Origin of the sequence: Escherichia sp. MOD1-EC6098, from assembly GCF_002965865.1 — a bacterium.
GTDB lineage: Bacteria > Pseudomonadota > Gammaproteobacteria > Enterobacterales > Enterobacteriaceae > Escherichia > Escherichia marmotae.
In genome coordinates, this window is sequence record NZ_PTSN01000010.1 from 1 (window position 1) to 17661 (window position 17661).

Annotated in this window: 19 protein-coding genes; 8 read left to right on the forward strand and 11 right to left on the reverse strand. The window is 52.3% G+C overall.

The window, feature by feature from the left end:
- The 6 genes from nrdR to pgpA all read left to right on the forward strand — a co-directional run.
- On the forward strand, window positions 1-350 hold a 350-nt coding region (gene nrdR, locus C0K55_RS12115), incomplete at its 5' end, for a transcriptional regulator NrdR (RefSeq protein ID WP_097363765.1).
- Between the two features lie 3 nt (window positions 351-353).
- Window positions 354-1457, forward strand: coding sequence for a bifunctional diaminohydroxyphosphoribosylaminopyrimidine deaminase/5-amino-6-(5-phosphoribosylamino)uracil reductase RibD (ribD, locus tag C0K55_RS12120; RefSeq protein WP_001150410.1), 1104 nt, complete (start codon window positions 354-356; stop codon window positions 1455-1457).
- An 88-nt stretch (window positions 1458-1545) separates the two neighbouring features.
- The gene (ribH, locus tag C0K55_RS12125; RefSeq protein WP_001021161.1) at window positions 1546-2016 is read left to right on the forward strand and encodes a 6,7-dimethyl-8-ribityllumazine synthase; all 471 of its coding nucleotides are present in this window, start codon (window positions 1546-1548) and stop codon (window positions 2014-2016) included.
- Window positions 2017-2035: 19 nt separating this feature from the next.
- Window positions 2036-2455: a transcription antitermination factor NusB gene (nusB, locus tag C0K55_RS12130; protein ID WP_000801121.1), complete on the forward strand. Its 420-nt coding sequence runs from the start codon at window positions 2036-2038 to the stop codon at window positions 2453-2455.
- Between the two features lie 77 nt (window positions 2456-2532).
- Window positions 2533-3510 (forward strand): thiamine-phosphate kinase, encoded by a 978-nt coding sequence (gene thiL, locus C0K55_RS12135; RefSeq protein WP_001515885.1) that lies wholly within the window; start codon window positions 2533-2535, stop codon window positions 3508-3510.
- Complete coding sequence (gene pgpA / locus C0K55_RS12140; RefSeq protein WP_001515886.1) at window positions 3488-4003, forward strand: phosphatidylglycerophosphatase A; 516 nt, start codon at window positions 3488-3490, stop codon at window positions 4001-4003. The genes thiL and pgpA overlap by 23 nt, the downstream gene beginning before the upstream one ends.
- An 87-nt stretch (window positions 4004-4090) precedes the next feature.
- Here the strand turns inward: pgpA and yajO are convergent, their stop codons facing one another.
- From yajO to xseB, 4 genes are all read right to left on the reverse strand, one after another.
- On the reverse strand, window positions 4091-5065 hold the full coding sequence (yajO, locus tag C0K55_RS12145) for a 1-deoxyxylulose-5-phosphate synthase YajO (RefSeq protein ID WP_001199769.1): 975 nt from the start codon (window positions 5063-5065) through the stop codon (window positions 4091-4093).
- Window positions 5066-5321: 256 nt separating this feature from the next.
- Window positions 5322-7184: a 1-deoxy-D-xylulose-5-phosphate synthase gene (gene dxs / locus C0K55_RS12150; protein WP_000006775.1), complete on the reverse strand. Its 1863-nt coding sequence runs from the start codon at window positions 7182-7184 to the stop codon at window positions 5322-5324.
- A gap of 24 nt (window positions 7185-7208) precedes the next feature.
- Complete coding sequence (gene ispA / locus C0K55_RS12155) at window positions 7209-8108, reverse strand: (2E,6E)-farnesyl diphosphate synthase (protein ID WP_000347244.1); 900 nt, start codon at window positions 8106-8108, stop codon at window positions 7209-7211.
- Complete coding sequence (xseB, locus tag C0K55_RS12160) at window positions 8108-8350, reverse strand: exodeoxyribonuclease VII small subunit (protein ID WP_001124936.1); 243 nt, start codon at window positions 8348-8350, stop codon at window positions 8108-8110. Before xseB ends, ispA begins: the two co-directional genes overlap by 1 nt.
- 205 nt (window positions 8351-8555) lie before the next feature.
- On the opposite strand from xseB, the gene thiI reads away from it, so the two are divergent.
- Window positions 8556-10004 (forward strand): tRNA uracil 4-sulfurtransferase ThiI, encoded by a 1449-nt coding sequence (gene thiI, locus C0K55_RS12165; RefSeq protein WP_000668664.1) that lies wholly within the window; start codon window positions 8556-8558, stop codon window positions 10002-10004.
- Window positions 10005-10056: 52 nt separating this feature from the next.
- Here thiI and yajL read toward each other — a convergent pair whose 3' ends face one another.
- Both yajL and panE read right to left on the reverse strand, forming a co-directional pair.
- Window positions 10057-10647, reverse strand: a complete 591-nt coding sequence (gene yajL, locus C0K55_RS12170) for a protein deglycase YajL (RefSeq protein ID WP_001276331.1) — start codon at window positions 10645-10647, stop codon at window positions 10057-10059.
- Window positions 10610-11521 carry a 2-dehydropantoate 2-reductase gene (panE, locus tag C0K55_RS12175; protein WP_000705856.1) on the reverse strand — a complete coding sequence of 304 codons (912 nt, stop codon included), beginning with the start codon at window positions 11519-11521 and terminating at the stop codon, window positions 10610-10612. The genes yajL and panE overlap by 38 nt, the downstream gene beginning before the upstream one ends.
- A gap of 167 nt (window positions 11522-11688) precedes the next feature.
- On the opposite strand from panE, the gene yajQ reads away from it, so the two are divergent.
- Window positions 11689-12180 (forward strand): nucleotide binding protein YajQ, encoded by a 492-nt coding sequence (gene yajQ, locus C0K55_RS12180; RefSeq protein ID WP_001138904.1) that lies wholly within the window; start codon window positions 11689-11691, stop codon window positions 12178-12180.
- Between the two features lie 138 nt (window positions 12181-12318).
- Here the strand turns inward: yajQ and C0K55_RS12185 are convergent, their stop codons facing one another.
- The 5 genes from C0K55_RS12185 to cyoB form a co-directional block, all read right to left on the reverse strand.
- The gene (locus tag C0K55_RS12185) at window positions 12319-13683 is read right to left on the reverse strand and encodes an MFS transporter (RefSeq protein ID WP_001000941.1); all 1365 of its coding nucleotides are present in this window, start codon (window positions 13681-13683) and stop codon (window positions 12319-12321) included.
- 149 nt (window positions 13684-13832) lie between these two features.
- Window positions 13833-14723 (reverse strand): heme o synthase, encoded by an 891-nt coding sequence (gene cyoE, locus C0K55_RS12190; RefSeq protein WP_105268949.1) that lies wholly within the window; start codon window positions 14721-14723, stop codon window positions 13833-13835.
- 11 nt (window positions 14724-14734) lie between these two features.
- Entirely contained in the window at window positions 14735-15064 is a 330-nt protein-coding gene (locus C0K55_RS12195; protein WP_000019804.1) for a cytochrome o ubiquinol oxidase subunit IV, read from the reverse strand.
- Entirely contained in the window at window positions 15064-15678 is a 615-nt protein-coding gene (locus tag C0K55_RS12200; RefSeq protein WP_000179822.1) for a cytochrome o ubiquinol oxidase subunit III, read from the reverse strand. Before C0K55_RS12200 ends, C0K55_RS12195 begins: the two co-directional genes overlap by 1 nt.
- Complete coding sequence (gene cyoB / locus C0K55_RS12205) at window positions 15668-17659, reverse strand: cytochrome o ubiquinol oxidase subunit I (RefSeq protein WP_000467192.1); 1992 nt, start codon at window positions 17657-17659, stop codon at window positions 15668-15670. Before cyoB ends, C0K55_RS12200 begins: the two co-directional genes overlap by 11 nt.
- Window positions 17660-17661 lie beyond the last annotated feature (2 nt).

The window sequence follows — 17661 nt, forward strand, 5'->3', positions numbered from 1 at the left end:
GTAATGAACGTTTCACCACGTTTGAAGTGGCGGAACTGGTTATGCCACGCGTTGTTAAAAGCAACGACGTGCGCGAACCGTTTAATGAAGAAAAATTGCGTAGCGGAATGCTGCGGGCGCTGGAAAAACGTCCGGTAAGTTCCGATGACGTCGAAATGGCGATTAACCATATAAAGTCACAGCTCCGCGCCACCGGTGAGCGCGAGGTGCCGAGCAAGATGATTGGCAATCTGGTGATGGAGCAATTGAAAAAACTCGATAAAGTCGCCTATATCCGTTTTGCCTCTGTCTATCGCAGTTTCGAAGATATCAAAGAATTTGGCGAAGAGATCGCGCGCCTGGAGGACTAAACCGTGCAGGATGAGTATTACATGGCGCGGGCGCTAAAGCTGGCGCAACGAGGACGTTTCACCACGCATCCCAATCCGAATGTCGGATGCGTCATTGTCAAAGATGGCGAAATTGTCGGTGAAGGTTATCATCACCGTGCGGGTGAACCACATGCCGAGGTACACGCGTTGCGCATGGCGGGTGAAAAAGCCAAAGGTGCAACTGCGTATGTGACACTCGAACCTTGTAGCCATCATGGTCGTACACCACCGTGCTGTGATGCGCTAATTGCTGCTGGCGTGGCGCGTGTGGTTGCCGCAATGCAGGATCCTAACCCGCAGGTCGCAGGGCGTGGACTTTATCGTCTGCAACAAGCAGGGATTGACGTCAGCCACGGCCTGATGATGAGCGAAGCCGAGCCGTTGAATAAAGGCTTTCTTAAGCGGATGCGCACTGGCTTTCCTTATATCCAACTGAAACTTGGCGCGTCGCTTGATGGCCGCACGGCGATGGCCAACGGCGAAAGCCAGTGGATCACTTCACCCCAGGCGCGTCGCGATGTTCAGCGTTTGCGTGCGCAAAGTCATGCTATTTTAACCAGCAGCGCCACGGTGCTGGCGGACGATCCGGCTTTAACGGTGCGTTGGTCTGAACTGGATGAACAAACTCAGGCGCTTTATCCGCAACAAAATCTACGCCAGCCGGTACGCATTGTGATTGATAGCCAAAATCGCGTAACGCCGGAACATCGCATTGTGCAGCAGCCGGGTGAAACCTGGTTCGCGCGCACTCAGGATGATTCTCGTGAATGGCCGGAAACGGTGCGCACCTTGCTGATTCCAGAACATAAAGGTCATCTGGATCTGGTTGTGCTGATGATGCAACTGGGTAAACAGCAAATTAACAGCATCTGGGTGGAAGCGGGGCCAACGCTTGCTGGAGCACTGCTACAGGCGGGTTTAGTCGATGAACTGATTGTCTATATCGCACCTAAACTATTAGGCAGCGACGCCCGCGGATTATGTACGCTGCCGGGGCTTGAGAAATTAGCCGACGCGCCCCAATTTAAATTCAAAGAGATACGTCATGTAGGCCCGGATGTTTGCCTGCATTTAGTGGGCGCATGATCTCCCGGCTCGAAAGGGAAGCAGCGCACGAAATATTATGCTAAAATCCGCCCCCCTGCGGGGCCATACTCGAACCCGAAGGAAAAAAATGAACATTATTGAAGCTAACGTTGCTACCCCGGACGCTCGCGTCGCCATCACCATTGCGCGTTTCAACAACTTTATCAATGACAGCCTGCTGGAAGGTGCGATTGACGCACTGAAACGTATCGGTCAGGTAAAAGATGAAAACATTACCGTTGTTTGGGTGCCTGGTGCCTATGAGCTGCCGCTGGCGGCAGGTGCACTGGCAAAAACCGGTAAATACGACGCGGTGATTGCGTTGGGAACCGTTATTCGTGGTGGCACTGCCCACTTTGAATATGTCGCTGGCGGTGCAAGCAACGGCCTGGCGCATGTTGCCCAGGACAGCGAAATTCCGGTTGCTTTTGGTGTGTTGACCACCGAAAGCATTGAACAAGCGATCGAACGTGCTGGCACCAAAGCTGGTAACAAAGGTGCAGAAGCTGCACTGACCGCGCTTGAAATGATTAATGTATTGAAAGCCATCAAGGCCTGAAATTAGTAAGGGGAAATCCGTGAAACCTGCTGCTCGTCGCCGCGCTCGTGAGTGTGCCGTCCAGGCGCTCTACTCCTGGCAGTTGTCCCAGAACGACATCGCTGATGTTGAATACCAGTTCCTGGCTGAACAGGATGTAAAAGACGTTGACATCCTGTACTTCCGTGAGCTGCTGGCCGGGGTGGCGACTAACACCGCATACCTCGACGGACTGATGAAGCCATATCTGTCTCGCCTGCTGGAAGAGCTGGGCCAGGTAGAAAAAGCGGTACTGCGCATTGCACTGTACGAGCTGTCTAAACGTAGCGATGTGCCGTACAAAGTGGCTATTAACGAAGCGATCGAGCTGGCGAAATCGTTCGGCGCAGAAGACAGCCATAAGTTCGTCAACGGTGTACTCGATAAAGCAGCACCTGTGATTCGCCCTAACAAAAAGTGATATCCAGGCCGGTAGAGTAACGGAAAACAGTTCCGCACTCGCCGGCCTTTTCTTTTTTACCTGCTGAGGCGTAACGTATGGCATGTGGCGAGTTCTCCCTGATTGCCCGTTATTTTGACCGAGTAAGAAGCTCTCGTCTTGATGTCGAACTTGGCATCGGTGACGATTGTGCACTTCTCAATATCCCCGAGAAACAGACCCTGGCAATCAGCACTGATACGCTGGTGGCGGGTAACCATTTCCTCCCTGACATCGATCCTGCTGATCTGGCGTATAAAGCACTGGCGGTAAACTTAAGCGATCTGGCGGCGATGGGTGCCGATCCAGCCTGGCTGACGCTGGCATTGACTTTACCGAACGTGGACGAAGCGTGGCTTGAATCCTTCAGCGACAGTCTTTTCGAGCTCCTCAATTATTACGATATGCAGCTCATTGGCGGCGATACCACGCGTGGACCGCTATCAATGACGTTGGGTATCCACGGCTTTGTCCCGATGGGACGAGCTTTAACGCGCTCAGGTGCGAAACCGGGTGACTGGATCTATGTGACCGGTACGCCGGGCGATAGCGCCGCCGGGCTGGCGATTTTGCAAAACCGTTTGCAGGTTGCAGATGCTAAAGATGCGGAGTATTTAATAAAACGTCATCTCCGCCCATCGCCGCGTATTTTACAGGGGCAGGCACTGCGCGATCTGGCGAGTTCAGCCATCGATCTCTCTGACGGTCTGATCTCCGATCTCGGGCATATCGTGAAAGCCAGCGACTGCGGCGCACGAATTGATCTGACATTGTTGCCATTCTCTGACGCACTTTCACGTCATGTTGAACCGGAACAGGCGCTGCGTTGGGCGCTCTCTGGTGGCGAAGATTATGAGTTGTGCTTTACTGTGCCGGAGCTTAACCGTGGCGCGCTGGATGTTGCTCTGGGGCACCTGGGCGTACCGTTTACTTGTATCGGGCAAATGACCGCCGATATCGAAGGGCTTTGTTTTGTGCGTGACGGCGAACCTGTCACGGTTGACTGGAAAGGATATGACCATTTTGCCACGCCATAAAGATGTCGCGAAAAGTCGCCTGAAGATGAGTAACCCGTGGCACTTGTTGGCTACAGGGTTTGGGAGTGGGTTAAGCCCGATTGTTCCAGGTACGATGGGCTCGCTGGCGGCGATCCCCTTCTGGTATCTGATGACTTTTTTGCCCTGGCAACTCTACTCACTGGTGGTAATGCTGGGGATCTGCATCGGCGTCTATCTTTGCCATCAGACGGCGAAAGATATGGGTGTGCACGATCACGGCAGTATCGTCTGGGATGAGTTTATCGGCATGTGGATCACCCTGATGGCGCTGCCGACCAATGACTGGCAGTGGGTCGCTGCCGGGTTTGTCATTTTCCGGATTCTGGATATGTGGAAACCGTGGCCGATCCGCTGGTTTGATCGCAATGTGCATGGTGGCATGGGGATCATGATCGACGATATTGTCGCCGGAGTGATTTCCGCTGGAATACTCTATTTTATCGGCCATCACTGGCCGATGGGTATTCTGTAGCAGGCCGGGTAAGGCGTTCACGCTGCATCCGGCGGTTGTGCGCGATGTCTGATATGACGCTTGCCGCGTCTTATCAGACCTGCATACCTATTTAAATCCCACTATCGGATGCGGTTTATATGGCGTTTCCAGCTCGGCAATTTGTTCCGGCTTCAACGTGATATCCACCGCATTCAGTAACTCATCTAGCTGTTCTTCCCGCGAAGTTCCGATAATCGGTGCGGCAATGCCGGGTTTGCTCAATAGCCATGCCAGTGCAACTTGTGCCCGCGTAACGCCCAGTTCTTCACTTACACCGGCTAAACGGGCAGCTATTTGCGCGTCATTCTCATCGCTTTCTTTATAGAGATTTTTTCCCACTTCGTCAGAAACCAGTCGTGCAGTGGTTTCACCCCACGGACGCGTCAGACGGCCCCGTGCCAGCGGGCTCCACGGAATAACCGCCACGCCTTCCTGATAACACAGCGGCAGCATCTCGCGCTCTTCTTCACGATAAATCAGATTATAGTGATCCTGCATACTGACAAACTGCGCCCAGCCGTGCTGTTTTTGCAGTTCCAACGCCTGAGCAAACTGGGAGGCGTACATTGATGACGCGCCGATATAACGCGCTTTTCCGGCTTTTACGACGTCGTTCAGGGCTTCAAGCGTCTCTTCAATCGGCGTGTTGTAATCCCAGCGATGAATTTGCAGGATATCGACATAATCCATGCCGAGACGACGCAGGCTGTCGTCAATAGAGCGCAAAATTTGCGTGCGGGATAATCCTTCTGGTAAGTCACCGACACGATGGAAAACTTTTGTCGCGACGACCACGTCATCGCGACGGGCGAAATCCCGCAATGCGCGACCGACGATCTCTTCGCTGCTGCCATCGGAATAGCTATTCGCGGTATCAAAAAAGTTAATGCCGCCCTCAAGGGCGCGTTTGATTATTGGGCGACTGCTTTCTTCCGGCAGCGTCCATGCGTGATTACCGCGATCTGGCTCGCCAAAGGTCATACAGCCGAGGCAAAGTCGGGAAACGCGAAGGTCGGTTTTCCCTAAGAGGTTGTATTGCATGCTGCCACTCCCGTTATACTCGTCATACTTCAGGTTGCATGTGCTGCGGCTGCAAGTTATTCGGCCCATCCATGGCCTCACCCTTAACAGGGCCGCTGCAAACAGCGTTCAAATCCGCTCCATGCGGATTTGTCGTTCACCCCAGTCACTTACTTATGTAAGCTCCTGGGGCTTCACTCGTTTGCCGCCTTCCTGCAACTCGAATTATTTAGAGTCTATGAACAATCTTTTAAGCATAGCAGGAGTGGAGTAGGGATTATGCCAGCCAGGCTTTGATTTTGGCTTCCATTCCGGCGGCATCGAGGCCGAGCTCGGCGCGCATTTCTTCCTGCGTTCCTTGTGGAATAAAGAAGTCCGGTAGGCCAATATTCAGCACTGGCACCGGTTTACGATGTGCCATCAATACTTCGTTCACGCCGCTGCCTGCGCCGCCCATAATGGCGTTCTCTTCAACGGTGACCAGCGCCTCATGGCTGGCGGCCATCTCCAGAATTAACGCTTCATCAAGCGGCTTCACAAAACGCATATCGACCAGCGTAGCATTTAGCGATTCAGCGACTTTCACCGCTTCCTGCATCAAAGTACCAAAGTTGAGGATCGCCAGTTTTTCACCGCGACGCTTCACGATACCTTTACCAATCGGCAGTTTTTCCAGCGGCGTCAGTTCCACGCCAACTGCATTGCCGCGCGGGTAACGCACCGCTGACGGGCCATCGTTGTAGTGGTAACCGGTGTAAAGCATTTGGCGACATTCGTTTTCATCGCTTGGGGTCATAATGACCATTTCCGGGATGCAGCGCAGGAAGGAGAGATCAAAAGCCCCCTGGTGGGTTTGACCATCAGCACCAACAATGCCCGCGCGGTCGATGGCGAACAGAACCGGTAGCTTTTGAATTGCGACGTCATGCAGCACCTGATCGTAGGCGCGTTGCAGGAAGGTGGAGTAAATAGCCACGATCGGTTTGTACCCGCCAATCGCCAGACCAGCGGCAAAAGTCACCGCGTGTTGCTCAGCGATTGCCACGTCAAAGTAGCGATCCGGGAATTTCCGTGAAAACTCGACCATGCCGGAACCTTCACGCATCGCCGGCGTAATCGCCATCAGCTTGTTGTCTTTCGCTGCCGTTTCGCACAACCAGTCGCCAAAGATTTTTGAATAGCTCGGCAGACCGCCGCTGCTTTTGGGCAGGCAACCGCTGGACGGGTCAAATTTAGGCACGGCGTGGAAAGTGATTGGGTCTTTTTCTGCTGGTTCATAACCACGACCTTTTTTGGTCATGATATGCAGGAACTGCGGGCCTTTCAGGTCGCGCATATTTTTTAGCGTGGTGATAAGCCCCAGCACGTCGTGACCGTCAACCGGGCCGATGTAGTTAAAGCCCAGCTCTTCAAACAGCGTGCCAGGCACTACCATGCCTTTAATATGTTCTTCAGTGCGTTTGAGCAGTTCTTTAATTGGCGGCACGCCAGAGAAGACTTTTTTACCGCCTTCGCGCAGTGATGAGTAAAGTTTACCGGAAAGTAGCTGTGCCAGATGGTTGTTGAGCGCGCCGACATTTTCGGAAATCGACATTTCGTTGTCGTTGAGGATCACCAGCATATCAGGACGAATATCGCCCGCATGGTTCATCGCTTCAAACGCCATGCCTGCGGTAATCGCGCCGTCGCCAATTACGCAGACGGTGCGGCGATCCTTACCTTCTTTCTCGGCAGCCACCGCAATACCGATTCCGGCACTGATAGAGGTTGATGAATGCCCGACGCTTAACACGTCATATTCGCTTTCGCCGCGCCACGGGAACGGGTGTAGGCCGCCTTTCTGGCGGATAGTACCGATTTTGTCGCGGCGTCCGGTTAAAATTTTATGCGGATAAGCCTGATGCCCCACATCCCAGATTAACTGGTCAAATGGAGTGTTATAGACATAGTGCAGCGCCACGGTCAGTTCGACCGTGCCCAGCCCAGAGGCGAAGTGTCCGCTGGAACGGCTCACGCTGTCGAGTAAATAACGGCGCAGTTCGTCGCAGAGTTTCGGTAAACTCTCTTTTGGTAGCAGTCGCAACTCCTGGGTGGAGTCGACCAGTGCCAGGGTCGGGTATTTGGCAATATCAAAACTCATCAGAGGCCTATTAATACTTATTGTTTATTTATTACGCTGGATAATGTAGTCCGCTAGCGCTTCCAGTGCCGAGGTATCGAGCGACTGTTCAGCCAGTTGTTTCAGCGACTGGCGAGCATCGTCGATAAGATCTCTGGCTTTCTTCCGGGCTTGCTCAAGTCCCAGAAGTGCAGGGTAAGTACTTTTGCCAAGCTGCTGGTCGGCACCCTGACGTTTACCCAACGTTGCAGTATCTCCCACCACATCCAGGATGTCATCCTGAACCTGGAAGGCAAGACCGATGCTCTCTGCATACTTGTCGAGTATTGGCAGGGCATGACGTCCTTTATCTCCGGCGCTTAACGCACCAAGACGAACGGCGGCACGAATTAACGCACCTGTTTTATGACGATGAATACGTTCAAGTGCGTCCAGAGGGACGTGTTTGCCTTCCGCGTCTAAATCTAACGCCTGGCCGCCACACATTCCGGCAATACCGCTGGCATTTGCCAGTTCTGAAATCATCGCGATTCTGTCACGGTCTGAAACTTCTGGCATATCCGCATCGCTTAAAATCGAGAATGCTAACGTTTGTAAAGCATCCCCGGCGAGGATGGCGTTCGCTTCGCCAAACTTCACATGACAGGTGGGTAAACCACGACGTAAATCGTCATCATCCATTGCCGGTAGATCATCATGAATTAATGAGTAAGCGTGGATACACTCTACGGCTGCTGCTGGTGCGTCCAAAGTATTCAGACTTACGCCGAGCATTTGACCAGTAGCATAAACCAGGAAAGGTCGCAGGCGCTTACCACCTAATAATGCGCCATACTGCATGGTTTCTACCACGGGAGTGTTCTGAAAGGGCAGTGGGGCGATAAAACGGCTCAGCGCCTGGTTGGCCTGCTTAACGCAGGCTTCGAGTTGCTGCGGAAAGTCCATTACTCATTGTCCGGTGTAAAAGGTGTTGGAGAGGCGTCTTCGTTGTCAGACAGCAGGATCTGTACGCGCTGTTCGGCTTGTTGTAATTTGGCCTGCCCCTGACGTGCAAGCTGCACGCCACGTTCGAACTCATTCAGTGCCTCTTCCAGCGGCAGGTCGCCACTTTCCAGACGGGTCACAATCTGTTCCAGCTCGCTTAGCGCCTTTTCAAAGCTGGCGGGCGCCTCATTTTTCTTCGGCATAATGAATGTCTGACTCTCAATATTTTACGCCCCGTCATGGTAACGGACTCAGGGCAAATAGCAAATAACGCGCAATGGTAAGGTGATATGCGCAGCAAAGCGATGTTAGTGGTATACTTCCGCGCCTGGATGCAGCCGCAGGTGTGGGCTGCTGTATTTTTCCCCAAACAAGTCGCTTAAGACTTGCCAAAGAACCATTGCCGCCATGAAGTTTATCATTAAATTGTTCCCGGAAATCACCATCAAGAGCCAATCTGTGCGCTTGCGCTTTATAAAAATCCTTACCGGGAATATTCGTAACGTTTTAAAGCACTATGATGAGACGCTCGCAGTTGTCCGTCACTGGGATAACATCGAAGTTCGCGCGAAAGATGAAAACCAGCGTCTGGCAATTCGCGACGCTTTGACCCGCATTCCGGGTATCCACCATATTCTCGAAGTCGAAGACGTGCCGTTTACCGACATGCACGATATTTTCGAGAAAGCGTTGGTTCAGTACCGTGACCAACTGGAAGGTAAGACCTTCTGTGTACGCGTGAAGCGTCGCGGTAAGCACGATTTTAGCTCGATTGATGTGGAACGTTACGTCGGCGGTGGCTTGAATCAACATATTGAATCCGCTCGCGTGAAGCTGACTAACCCGGATGTGACTGTCCATCTGGAAGTGGAAGACGATCGTCTGCTGCTGATCAAAGGCCGCTACGAAGGTATTGGTGGTTTCCCGATAGGCACCCAGGAAGATGTGCTGTCGCTGATCTCTGGTGGTTTCGACTCTGGCGTTTCCAGTTATATGCTGATGCGCCGCGGTTGCCGTGTGCATTACTGCTTCTTTAACCTCGGCGGCGCGGCACACGAAATTGGTGTTCGTCAGGTGGCACATTATCTGTGGAATCGCTTTGGCAGCTCTCACCGCGTGCGTTTTGTCGCCATTAACTTCGAACCGGTAGTCGGTGAAATTCTTGAGAAAATCGACGACGGTCAGATGGGCGTCATTCTCAAACGTATGATGGTGCGTGCCGCATCTAAAGTGGCTGAGCGTTACGGCGTACAGGCGCTGGTGACCGGCGAGGCGTTGGGCCAGGTGTCCAGTCAGACGCTGACCAACCTGCGTCTGATTGATAACGTTTCTGACACGCTAATCCTGCGTCCGCTGATCTCTTACGACAAAGAGCACATCATTAACCTTGCTCGTCAGATTGGCACTGAAGACTTTGCCCGCACGATGCCGGAATATTGCGGCGTGATCTCCAAAAGCCCGACGGTGAAAGCGGTTAAGTCGAAGATTGAAGCGGAAGAAGAGAAGTTCGACTTCAGCATTCTCGACAAAGTGGTTGAGGAAGCGAATAACGTTGATATTCGCGAAATCGCCCAGCAGACCGAGCAGGAAGTGGTGGAAGTGGAAACCGTCAATGGCTTCGGCCCGAATGACGTGATCCTCGATATTCGCTCTATCGATGAACAGGAAGATAAACCGCTGAAAGTCGAAGGGATCGATGTAGTTTCTCTGCCGTTCTACAAATTAAGCACTAAATTTGGCGATCTCGACCAGAGCAAAACCTGGCTGTTGTGGTGTGAGCGCGGGGTGATGAGCCGCTTGCAGGCGCTCTATTTGCGCGAGCAGGGCTTTAAGAATGTGAAAGTGTATCGCCCGTAATTATGGGTATTTACGTCGCATCTGGCCAGATGCGACGCTTACCGCATCGACATTACTCGTAATAATTATAAATCCCTGCCGCCATCACCAGTTGTGATGCGACTTCATGGGCTTTCTCGCGCCCAACCAGCAGGTCGATAATTTTCAGACCAAAATCAATAGCCGTGCCTGGCCCCTGGCTGGTCAGCAATTTTACGCGTGCGTCCCAGACGACGCGCTTGTCTTGCCATTGTTCTGCGGGAATTTTATCTTTCAGCGTCGGGAAGCCGGTCATATTGCCAATCGGGAAGATGTCGTGCGGCACCAACACCGTGGCTGGCACAGCACAAATCGCCGCAACGATACGCCCGGAACGGTGGAACTGTTTAACCGTTTCGACCAGTAGGGTGCTGTCACGAAAACACTCTGCACCTTTGATCCCACCAGGCAGTACAATCACGTCATATTCGCCATCGGCCACTTCGACCAGCGGCGCATCCGCCAGCAGCTTCACGCCGCGCGAGCAGGTAATTGCCAGGTTGCCATCGCTGGCGACGCTGGCAGTAGTGACATTAATGCCACCGCGAACCAACAGGTCGATAGTGGTGACCGCTTCAGTCTCTTCACTACCAGGGGCGAGGCAAACCAGTGCCGATGCGCTCATATTCACTCTCCTTTCTTTTTACCATTTCAAACAGGCGGGTGTTTTCCGGTACAGCAATCCCATGCGCGCGGGCACGACGTAGCAGAAAACCGTTGATATAGTCGATTTCTGTATGGCGCAACGCGCGAATATCCTGCAGCATTGACGAGATGTTTTCTGCCGTAGCATCAATCACCTGCATCACATAATCACGCAGATCTTCCGCAGAAGTATGATGCCCTTCGCGTTCAATCACCGCCGCAACTTCTTCGCATATCTGCATAATTTCTTGCGGATGATGACGTAATTCGCCATTCGGGCAATTCCAGATGGCAGTCAGCGGATTAATCACACAGTTAACCGCCAGTTTTCGCCACAGCTCGGCGCGAATATTGTTATGCCAGGCGACGTCAGGTAAAACGGTTTGCAAAATATCTGCCAGATAGCTGTAATCACCATCCTGTTGACGCGCCGGGCCTATATGAGTAATACCGCTTGCCACGTGAATGATGACGTTGCCGTCGCGGCGCGCTGCATGGGTGGTCGTGCCCATCAGTAAAGGTTGCTCAATGTTCTGTAACTCTTCAATGGTGCCCATGCCGTTGTGGATCAGCAAAATTGGCGTGGTTACAGGTAGTGTTGATGCCAGACTTTTGACGGCATCAGACACCTGCCAGGCTTTCAACGTCACCAGTAACAGATCGCTGGTGGCCAGAAAATCTGGATCATTGGCGGTCAGAGATTCGTTAAATATCGAACCGTCTGTTTCAACCAGATTCACGCTACAGTACGGTTGTGGCACCCGCAGCCAGCCCTGAACTTCGTGGCCCTGTTTGCAAAGTGCTGTAAGCCATAATTGCCCTAAGGCACCGCATCCCAATACGGTAATTTTCATTGTTCCTCCTCACCCGCAACCACACCGGGTGTTCAATAAGGCTATCCCTTAATTGTGCATGGTGTTGTGACCATGCATAATTAAGGGATGCGTCCTGGCGCAGGACTGTCTGTTATTTAACTTTGCAGGTATTATGCTTCGCATCAAAAATGAAGGGAGAGAAAAAGATGCCATCTTTCGATATTGTCTCTGAAGTTGATCTTCAGGAAGCGCGTAACGCGGTCGATAACGCGAGTCGCGAAGTAGAGTCTCGTTTTGACTTCCGTAACGTTGAAGCGTCGTTTGAGCTGAACGATGCCAGCAAAACCATTAAAGTGTTGAGCGAGTCCGATTTCCAGGTCAATCAGTTGCTGGACATTCTGCGTGCCAAATTGCTGAAACGCGGCATTGAAGGCAGCTCGCTGGATGTACCGGAAAATATCGTTCATAGCGGTAAAACCTGGTTTGTGGAAGCGAAACTGAAGCAAGGCATTGAGAGCGCGACCCAGAAGAAAATCGTCAAGATGATCAAAGACAGCAAACTGAAAGTGCAGGCGCAAATTCAGGGTGATGAGATCCGCGTAACGGGTAAATCTCGTGACGATTTGCAGGCAGTGATGGCGATGGTGCGTGGTGGCGATCTCGGCCAGCCATTCCAGTTCAAAAACTTCCGCGATTAATCGCGATAACATACGCTTTGTTCATGCCGGCTGCGGCGTGAATGCCTTTTCTGGCCTACAAAAGTTTGTGAATTCAAAAGATTGCTGCAACTTTGTAGGCCAGATAAGCATAGCGCATCAGGCAATTTCGCCTCGTTTTTATGCCTGACGAATTGCCTGTTCAACCTCAAAGCGATTCGTCACTTTGCTGTCGATTTTCACGTAAGCTGAATGTTCTTCTTCTGCAATCAACACTTCTTTGACGCCTGCAGTTTCCTGTAAACGCACTTTTAACGCCTCGTTTGCGGCAATATCCGCCGGGATTTCAATGCGCAAACTGCTGACATACGGCGGTTCTTTCATGGTACTGGCGACTGCCAGCCACACTGCTGCCAGCATTGCGCCCGCGAGAAATACGCCCTGGCCGTCAAACATGCCGTCAATCCAGCCGCCGAGCGAACCGCCAATCGCCACGCCAAGAAACTGGCTGGTGGAGTAAACGCCCATCGCCGTACCTTTGTAACCTGCTGGCGACTCTTTACTGATAAGCGAGGGCAGGAGGGCTTCCATCAGGTTAAACGCCACAAAGAAAAGCTGCACGCCGACCACCAGTTGCCAGAACTGCGTTTGCGCGTTCCACAGCACGATTTCCGCAACCACGATCAGCCCGACGCAGAAGACAAAGACTTGCTTCATCTTACGCTTAACTTCAGCGTAGATAATGAAAGGCACGACAGAGCCAAAGGCGATTAACATCGTTGCCAGATAGACTTTCCAATGTTCCGCTGCCGGAAAACCCGCGCCAGCAAGTTGCCCAGGAAGAGCGACAAACGTCGACATCAGTAGCATGTGCAGACACATAATGCCAAAGTTGAGTTTCAGTAGTCGCGGTTCTGCCAGCACTTTGCTGAAACTGCCTTTCACCATCCCGGACTCACGATTAAGTACGTGCGTGCTGCTGTTGGGTACAACCCAAATGGTCAACGCAATGCCGGTCGTTGCCAGAATAGCGATCATCCAGAACAGCGCATGTAGCCCAAGTTTGTGAGTGATAATTGGGCCAAGCACCATCGCAATGGCGAAGGTAATGCCAAAGCTAACGCCGATAAACGCCATCGCTTTGGTACGGTTTTGTTCGCGGGTGAGATCGGACAGCAACGCCATAACGGCAGCGGCAATTGCACCGGAACCTTGTAACGCCCGGCCCAGAATAATTCCCCAGATGGAGTCAGAGAGCGCGGCGATAACGCTACCGGCGACAAATACGGCTAACCCGCCGACAATTAATGGCTTGCGACCAATGCGGTCAGAAAGCAGGCCAAACGGAATCTGAAAAACGGCCTGAGTCAGACCGTAAATGCCAATCGCAATACCGATCAACGCTTCGCTGGCGCCTTGCAGAGCCATACCATACGTGGTCAGAACCGGCAGAACCATAAACATGCCCAGCATGCGCAATGAAAATACGATCCCTAAACCCCAGGTCGCGCGCCGCTCACCTGGCGTCATTTTATAATCGTTCATTACCACCTCTATTTTAAATTCGCGACTAGTGTAAAGCGGTAAACGAATGGGGTAAACAAGCGGATTTTTTAGTAAATATTTCGTGGGGGATATGTTTCTAATGCTAAGAAAAAAGGTGCCGTAGCACCTTTTTTAACAGGGATGTTGCGTTACCAGACGGCAGCCAGCAGCGTATGTGAGTCCGGCACCATAAAATCAATGGACATCATTACCGAGAGGGCAGTGATTGCGATGATAGAGAAGCCGAACAGCTTGCGCGCCCAGATTCTGTCATCAGCGACTTTATAACCGCGCAGGGCCATACCTAACCACCAGACGCTAACTGCCGCGGCGACCACCAGATATTTATACCCTGCGTAACCGCCGAGAGAGAGCATCAGTGTGGCAACGGCAAAGGCGATGATGTACAGCGTGATGTGATTCTTCGCCACGGAAATGCCTTTCACTACCGGCAGTACCGGAATGTTTGCCGCCTGATAATCTTTAAAGCGGAAAATGGCGATGGCATAAGAGTGAGGCATTTGCCACAGGCTGAAGATAGCCAGCAGAATCGCTGCGCCACTATCGAAATCACCGGTCACTGCACAATAGCCAATCACCGGCGGCGCAGCGCCGGAGAGAGAACCAATCAACGTGCCGTAGACCGAGTGGCGTTTCATGTACAGGCTATAAACGCCGACATAAACCACAAAGCCCATTACCCCCAGCCAGCAGGCCAGCGGATTCGCGCCAAACCACAGCAGCATAAAGCCAGCAATACCCAGCACGGTGGCGTACACCAGCGAGACAGCAGGAGAGATCAGGCCTTTAACCAGCACCCGGTTCTTCGTCCTTTCCATCTTTCTGTCGATATCCCTGTCGATGTAGTTGTTAAACACACAACCCGACGCCACAACCAGTGACACCCCAACCAACGTGTAGATAAACAGGGGATAATCAATGCTGCCCTTTGAGGCCAGCAGGAATCCCCCAATCACCGAGATCAGGTTGCCAAAGATGATGCCTGGTTTCGTTACTTGCAGGTATTGCTTAAACATCATAACCGCCGCTCTTAGTGCATCATCATGTTGTAGTTGAGGTTCCACATAATCCAGATGGAGCCTACAACCAGAATAGCGATGATTAGCACGGTGAAGACAAACGCCGTCATGTTCCAGCCTTCATCTGATTTGGTATTCATGTGCAGGAAGCACACCAGATGCACCAGAACCTGTACCACTGCCATTGCCAGGATCGTTCCCAGAATTACGGCCGGGGAGGCAGTTCCTGTCATTACCATCCAGAACGGGATCACCGTCAGGATTATCGACAGGATAAAGCCTGTCATGTAGGTTTTTACGCTGCCATGGGACGCGCCGCCGCTCACGTTAGAATGACTCATTACATCGCCCCCATCAGATAAACAACAGTGAACACACAGATCCACACCACATCGAGGAAGTGCCAGAACAGACTCAGACACATGATGCGGGTACGGTTAGTGCTGGTCAGGCCGCGACGCGCGATTTGCACCATCAGCACCGCCATCCAGATAAGACCGGAAGTGACGTGCAGACCGTGCGTACCCACTAGCGCAAAGAACGCTGACAGGAAGCCGCTGCGATCCGGGCCCATGTCGTTAACAATCAGGTGATGGAATTCATAGAGTTCCATCCCGATAAATCCAGCACCAAACAACCAGGTCAACGCCAGCCAGGAGATAACCTGGCTTTTGTTGTTTTTGTACATGGCGATAGCCGCCATGCCGTAGGTGATGGAGCTGAACAACAGCAAGAAAGTTTCAACCAGAACGAACGGCAGTTCGAAAATGTCCTTACCTGTCGGGCCGCCTGCGGTGCCGTTCACCAGAACGGCATAGGTAGCAAACAAGATAGAAAACAGAATGCAGTCGCTCATCAGGTAGATCCAAAATCCGAAGATTTTGGTTCCGCCTGCATCGTGGTGCCCGTGTTCGTGCGCGTGGGCAGTCGCGTGCGTCAAAGTATCAGTTGCCATTTTTCAGCCCTGCCTTAGTAATCTCATCGAAATGCTGATTTTCCAGTTTTTCGATTTCTGCCACCGGCACGTAGTAATCCACGTCCTCGTCGAAGCTTTTCACGATCCAGGTGATGATCATGCCTGCGAAGCCAACAATCGCCAGCCACCAGATATGCCAGATCATGGCGAAACCGAAGATGGTGGAGAAAGCAGCGATGACGATACCGGCGCCGCTGTTTTTCGGCATATGAATTTCTTCATAGTGGTCAGGCTTTTTGTACGCTTCGCCTTTCTCTTTCATTTCCCAGAATGCATCACGCTCGTGAACGTGCGGCACAACGGCAAAGTTATAGAACGGAGGCGGGGAAGAGGTTGCCCACTCCAGCGTGCGGCCACCCCACGGGTCGCCAGTCAGATCACGGTTCTGGTCGCGGTCACGAATAGAAACGTACATCTGAATCACGAGGCAGAGAATACCCAGCGCAATCAGTACCGCACCGCTGGCTGCAATCATCAGCATCGTGTGGAACTGCGGGTCAATCTGCTGGCTCAAACGACGGGTCATGCCCATGAAGCCCAGCGCGTACAGCGGCATAAAGGCAACGAAGAAGCCGATAATCCAGAACCAGAACGCGCGTTTACCCCAGGTCTCGTTCAGTTTGAAACCGAACGCTTTAGGCCACCAGTAGGTCATCCCTGCGAAGCAGCCGAAGACCACGCCGCCGATGATAACGTTATGGAAGTGTGCAATCAGGAACAGGCTGTTATGCAGAACGAAGTCTGCGCCCGGTACTGCCAGCAGCACGCCAGTCATACCGCCCACTGAGAAGGTGACGATAAAACCGATGGTCCACAGCATCGCAGAATGGAACACGATGCGACCCTGATACATGGTGAACAGCCAGTTGAAGATCTTCACCCCGGTCGGAATGGCGATAATCATCGTGGTGATACCGAAGAAGGCATTTACGTTCGCGCCCGCACCCATCGTAAAGAAGTGGTGCAGCCAGACGATGAACGACAGCACGGTAATACAGACAGTCGCCCATACCAGCGAGGTATAACCAAACAGACGTTTACGCGAGAAGGTCGCTGCAATTTCGGAGAACACACCGAAAACAGGCAGGATCAGGATGTAAACTTCCGGGTGTCCCCATGCCCAAATCAGGTTGATGTACATCATCATGTTGCCACCCATATCGTTGGTAAAGAAATGGGTGCCCAGATAGCGATCCAGGGTTAGCAACGCGACGGTAACCGTCAGAATTGGGAAGGAGGCGATAATCAGAATGTTTGCGCACAGTGATGCCCAGGTAAATACCGGCATCTTGAACATGGTCATGCCCGGTGCACGCATCTTCAGAATGGTAACGAAGAAGTTAATACCGGTTAGCGTCGTACCTATACCGGATAGCTGGAGACTCCATATCCAGTAATCGACACCGACTCCCGGACTGTACTCTATTCCCGATAGCGGTGGATAGGCCAGCCAGCCAGTCTGCGCGAATTCGCCCACGCCGAGAGAAACGTTAACCAGAATCACACCAACAACGGTAAACCAGAAGCTTAAGTTGTTGAGGAACGGGAACGCAACGTCACGCGCGCCAATTTGCAGCGGAACCACCAGGTTCATCAGACCGATAACGAAAGGCATCGCCACGAAGAAGATCATAATCACACCGTGAGCGGTGAAAACTTGATCATAGTGGTGTGGCGGCAGGAAGCCTGCTTCGCCAGCCGAGGCCAGTGCCTGTTGACTACGCATCATAATGGCATCTGCAAAACCACGCAGCAGCATCACAATCGCTACGATGATATACATGATACCAAGGCGTTTATGGTCGACAGAGGTCAGCCACTCTTTCCACAGGTAGGTCCACTTACCGAAGTAAGTGATCAGGCCAACGAGCGCCAGACCTCCCAAAATAATGCCAGCGATCGTAACCATGATGATAGGTTCATGGAACGGGACTGCATCAAGTGTTAATTTTCCGAACATCT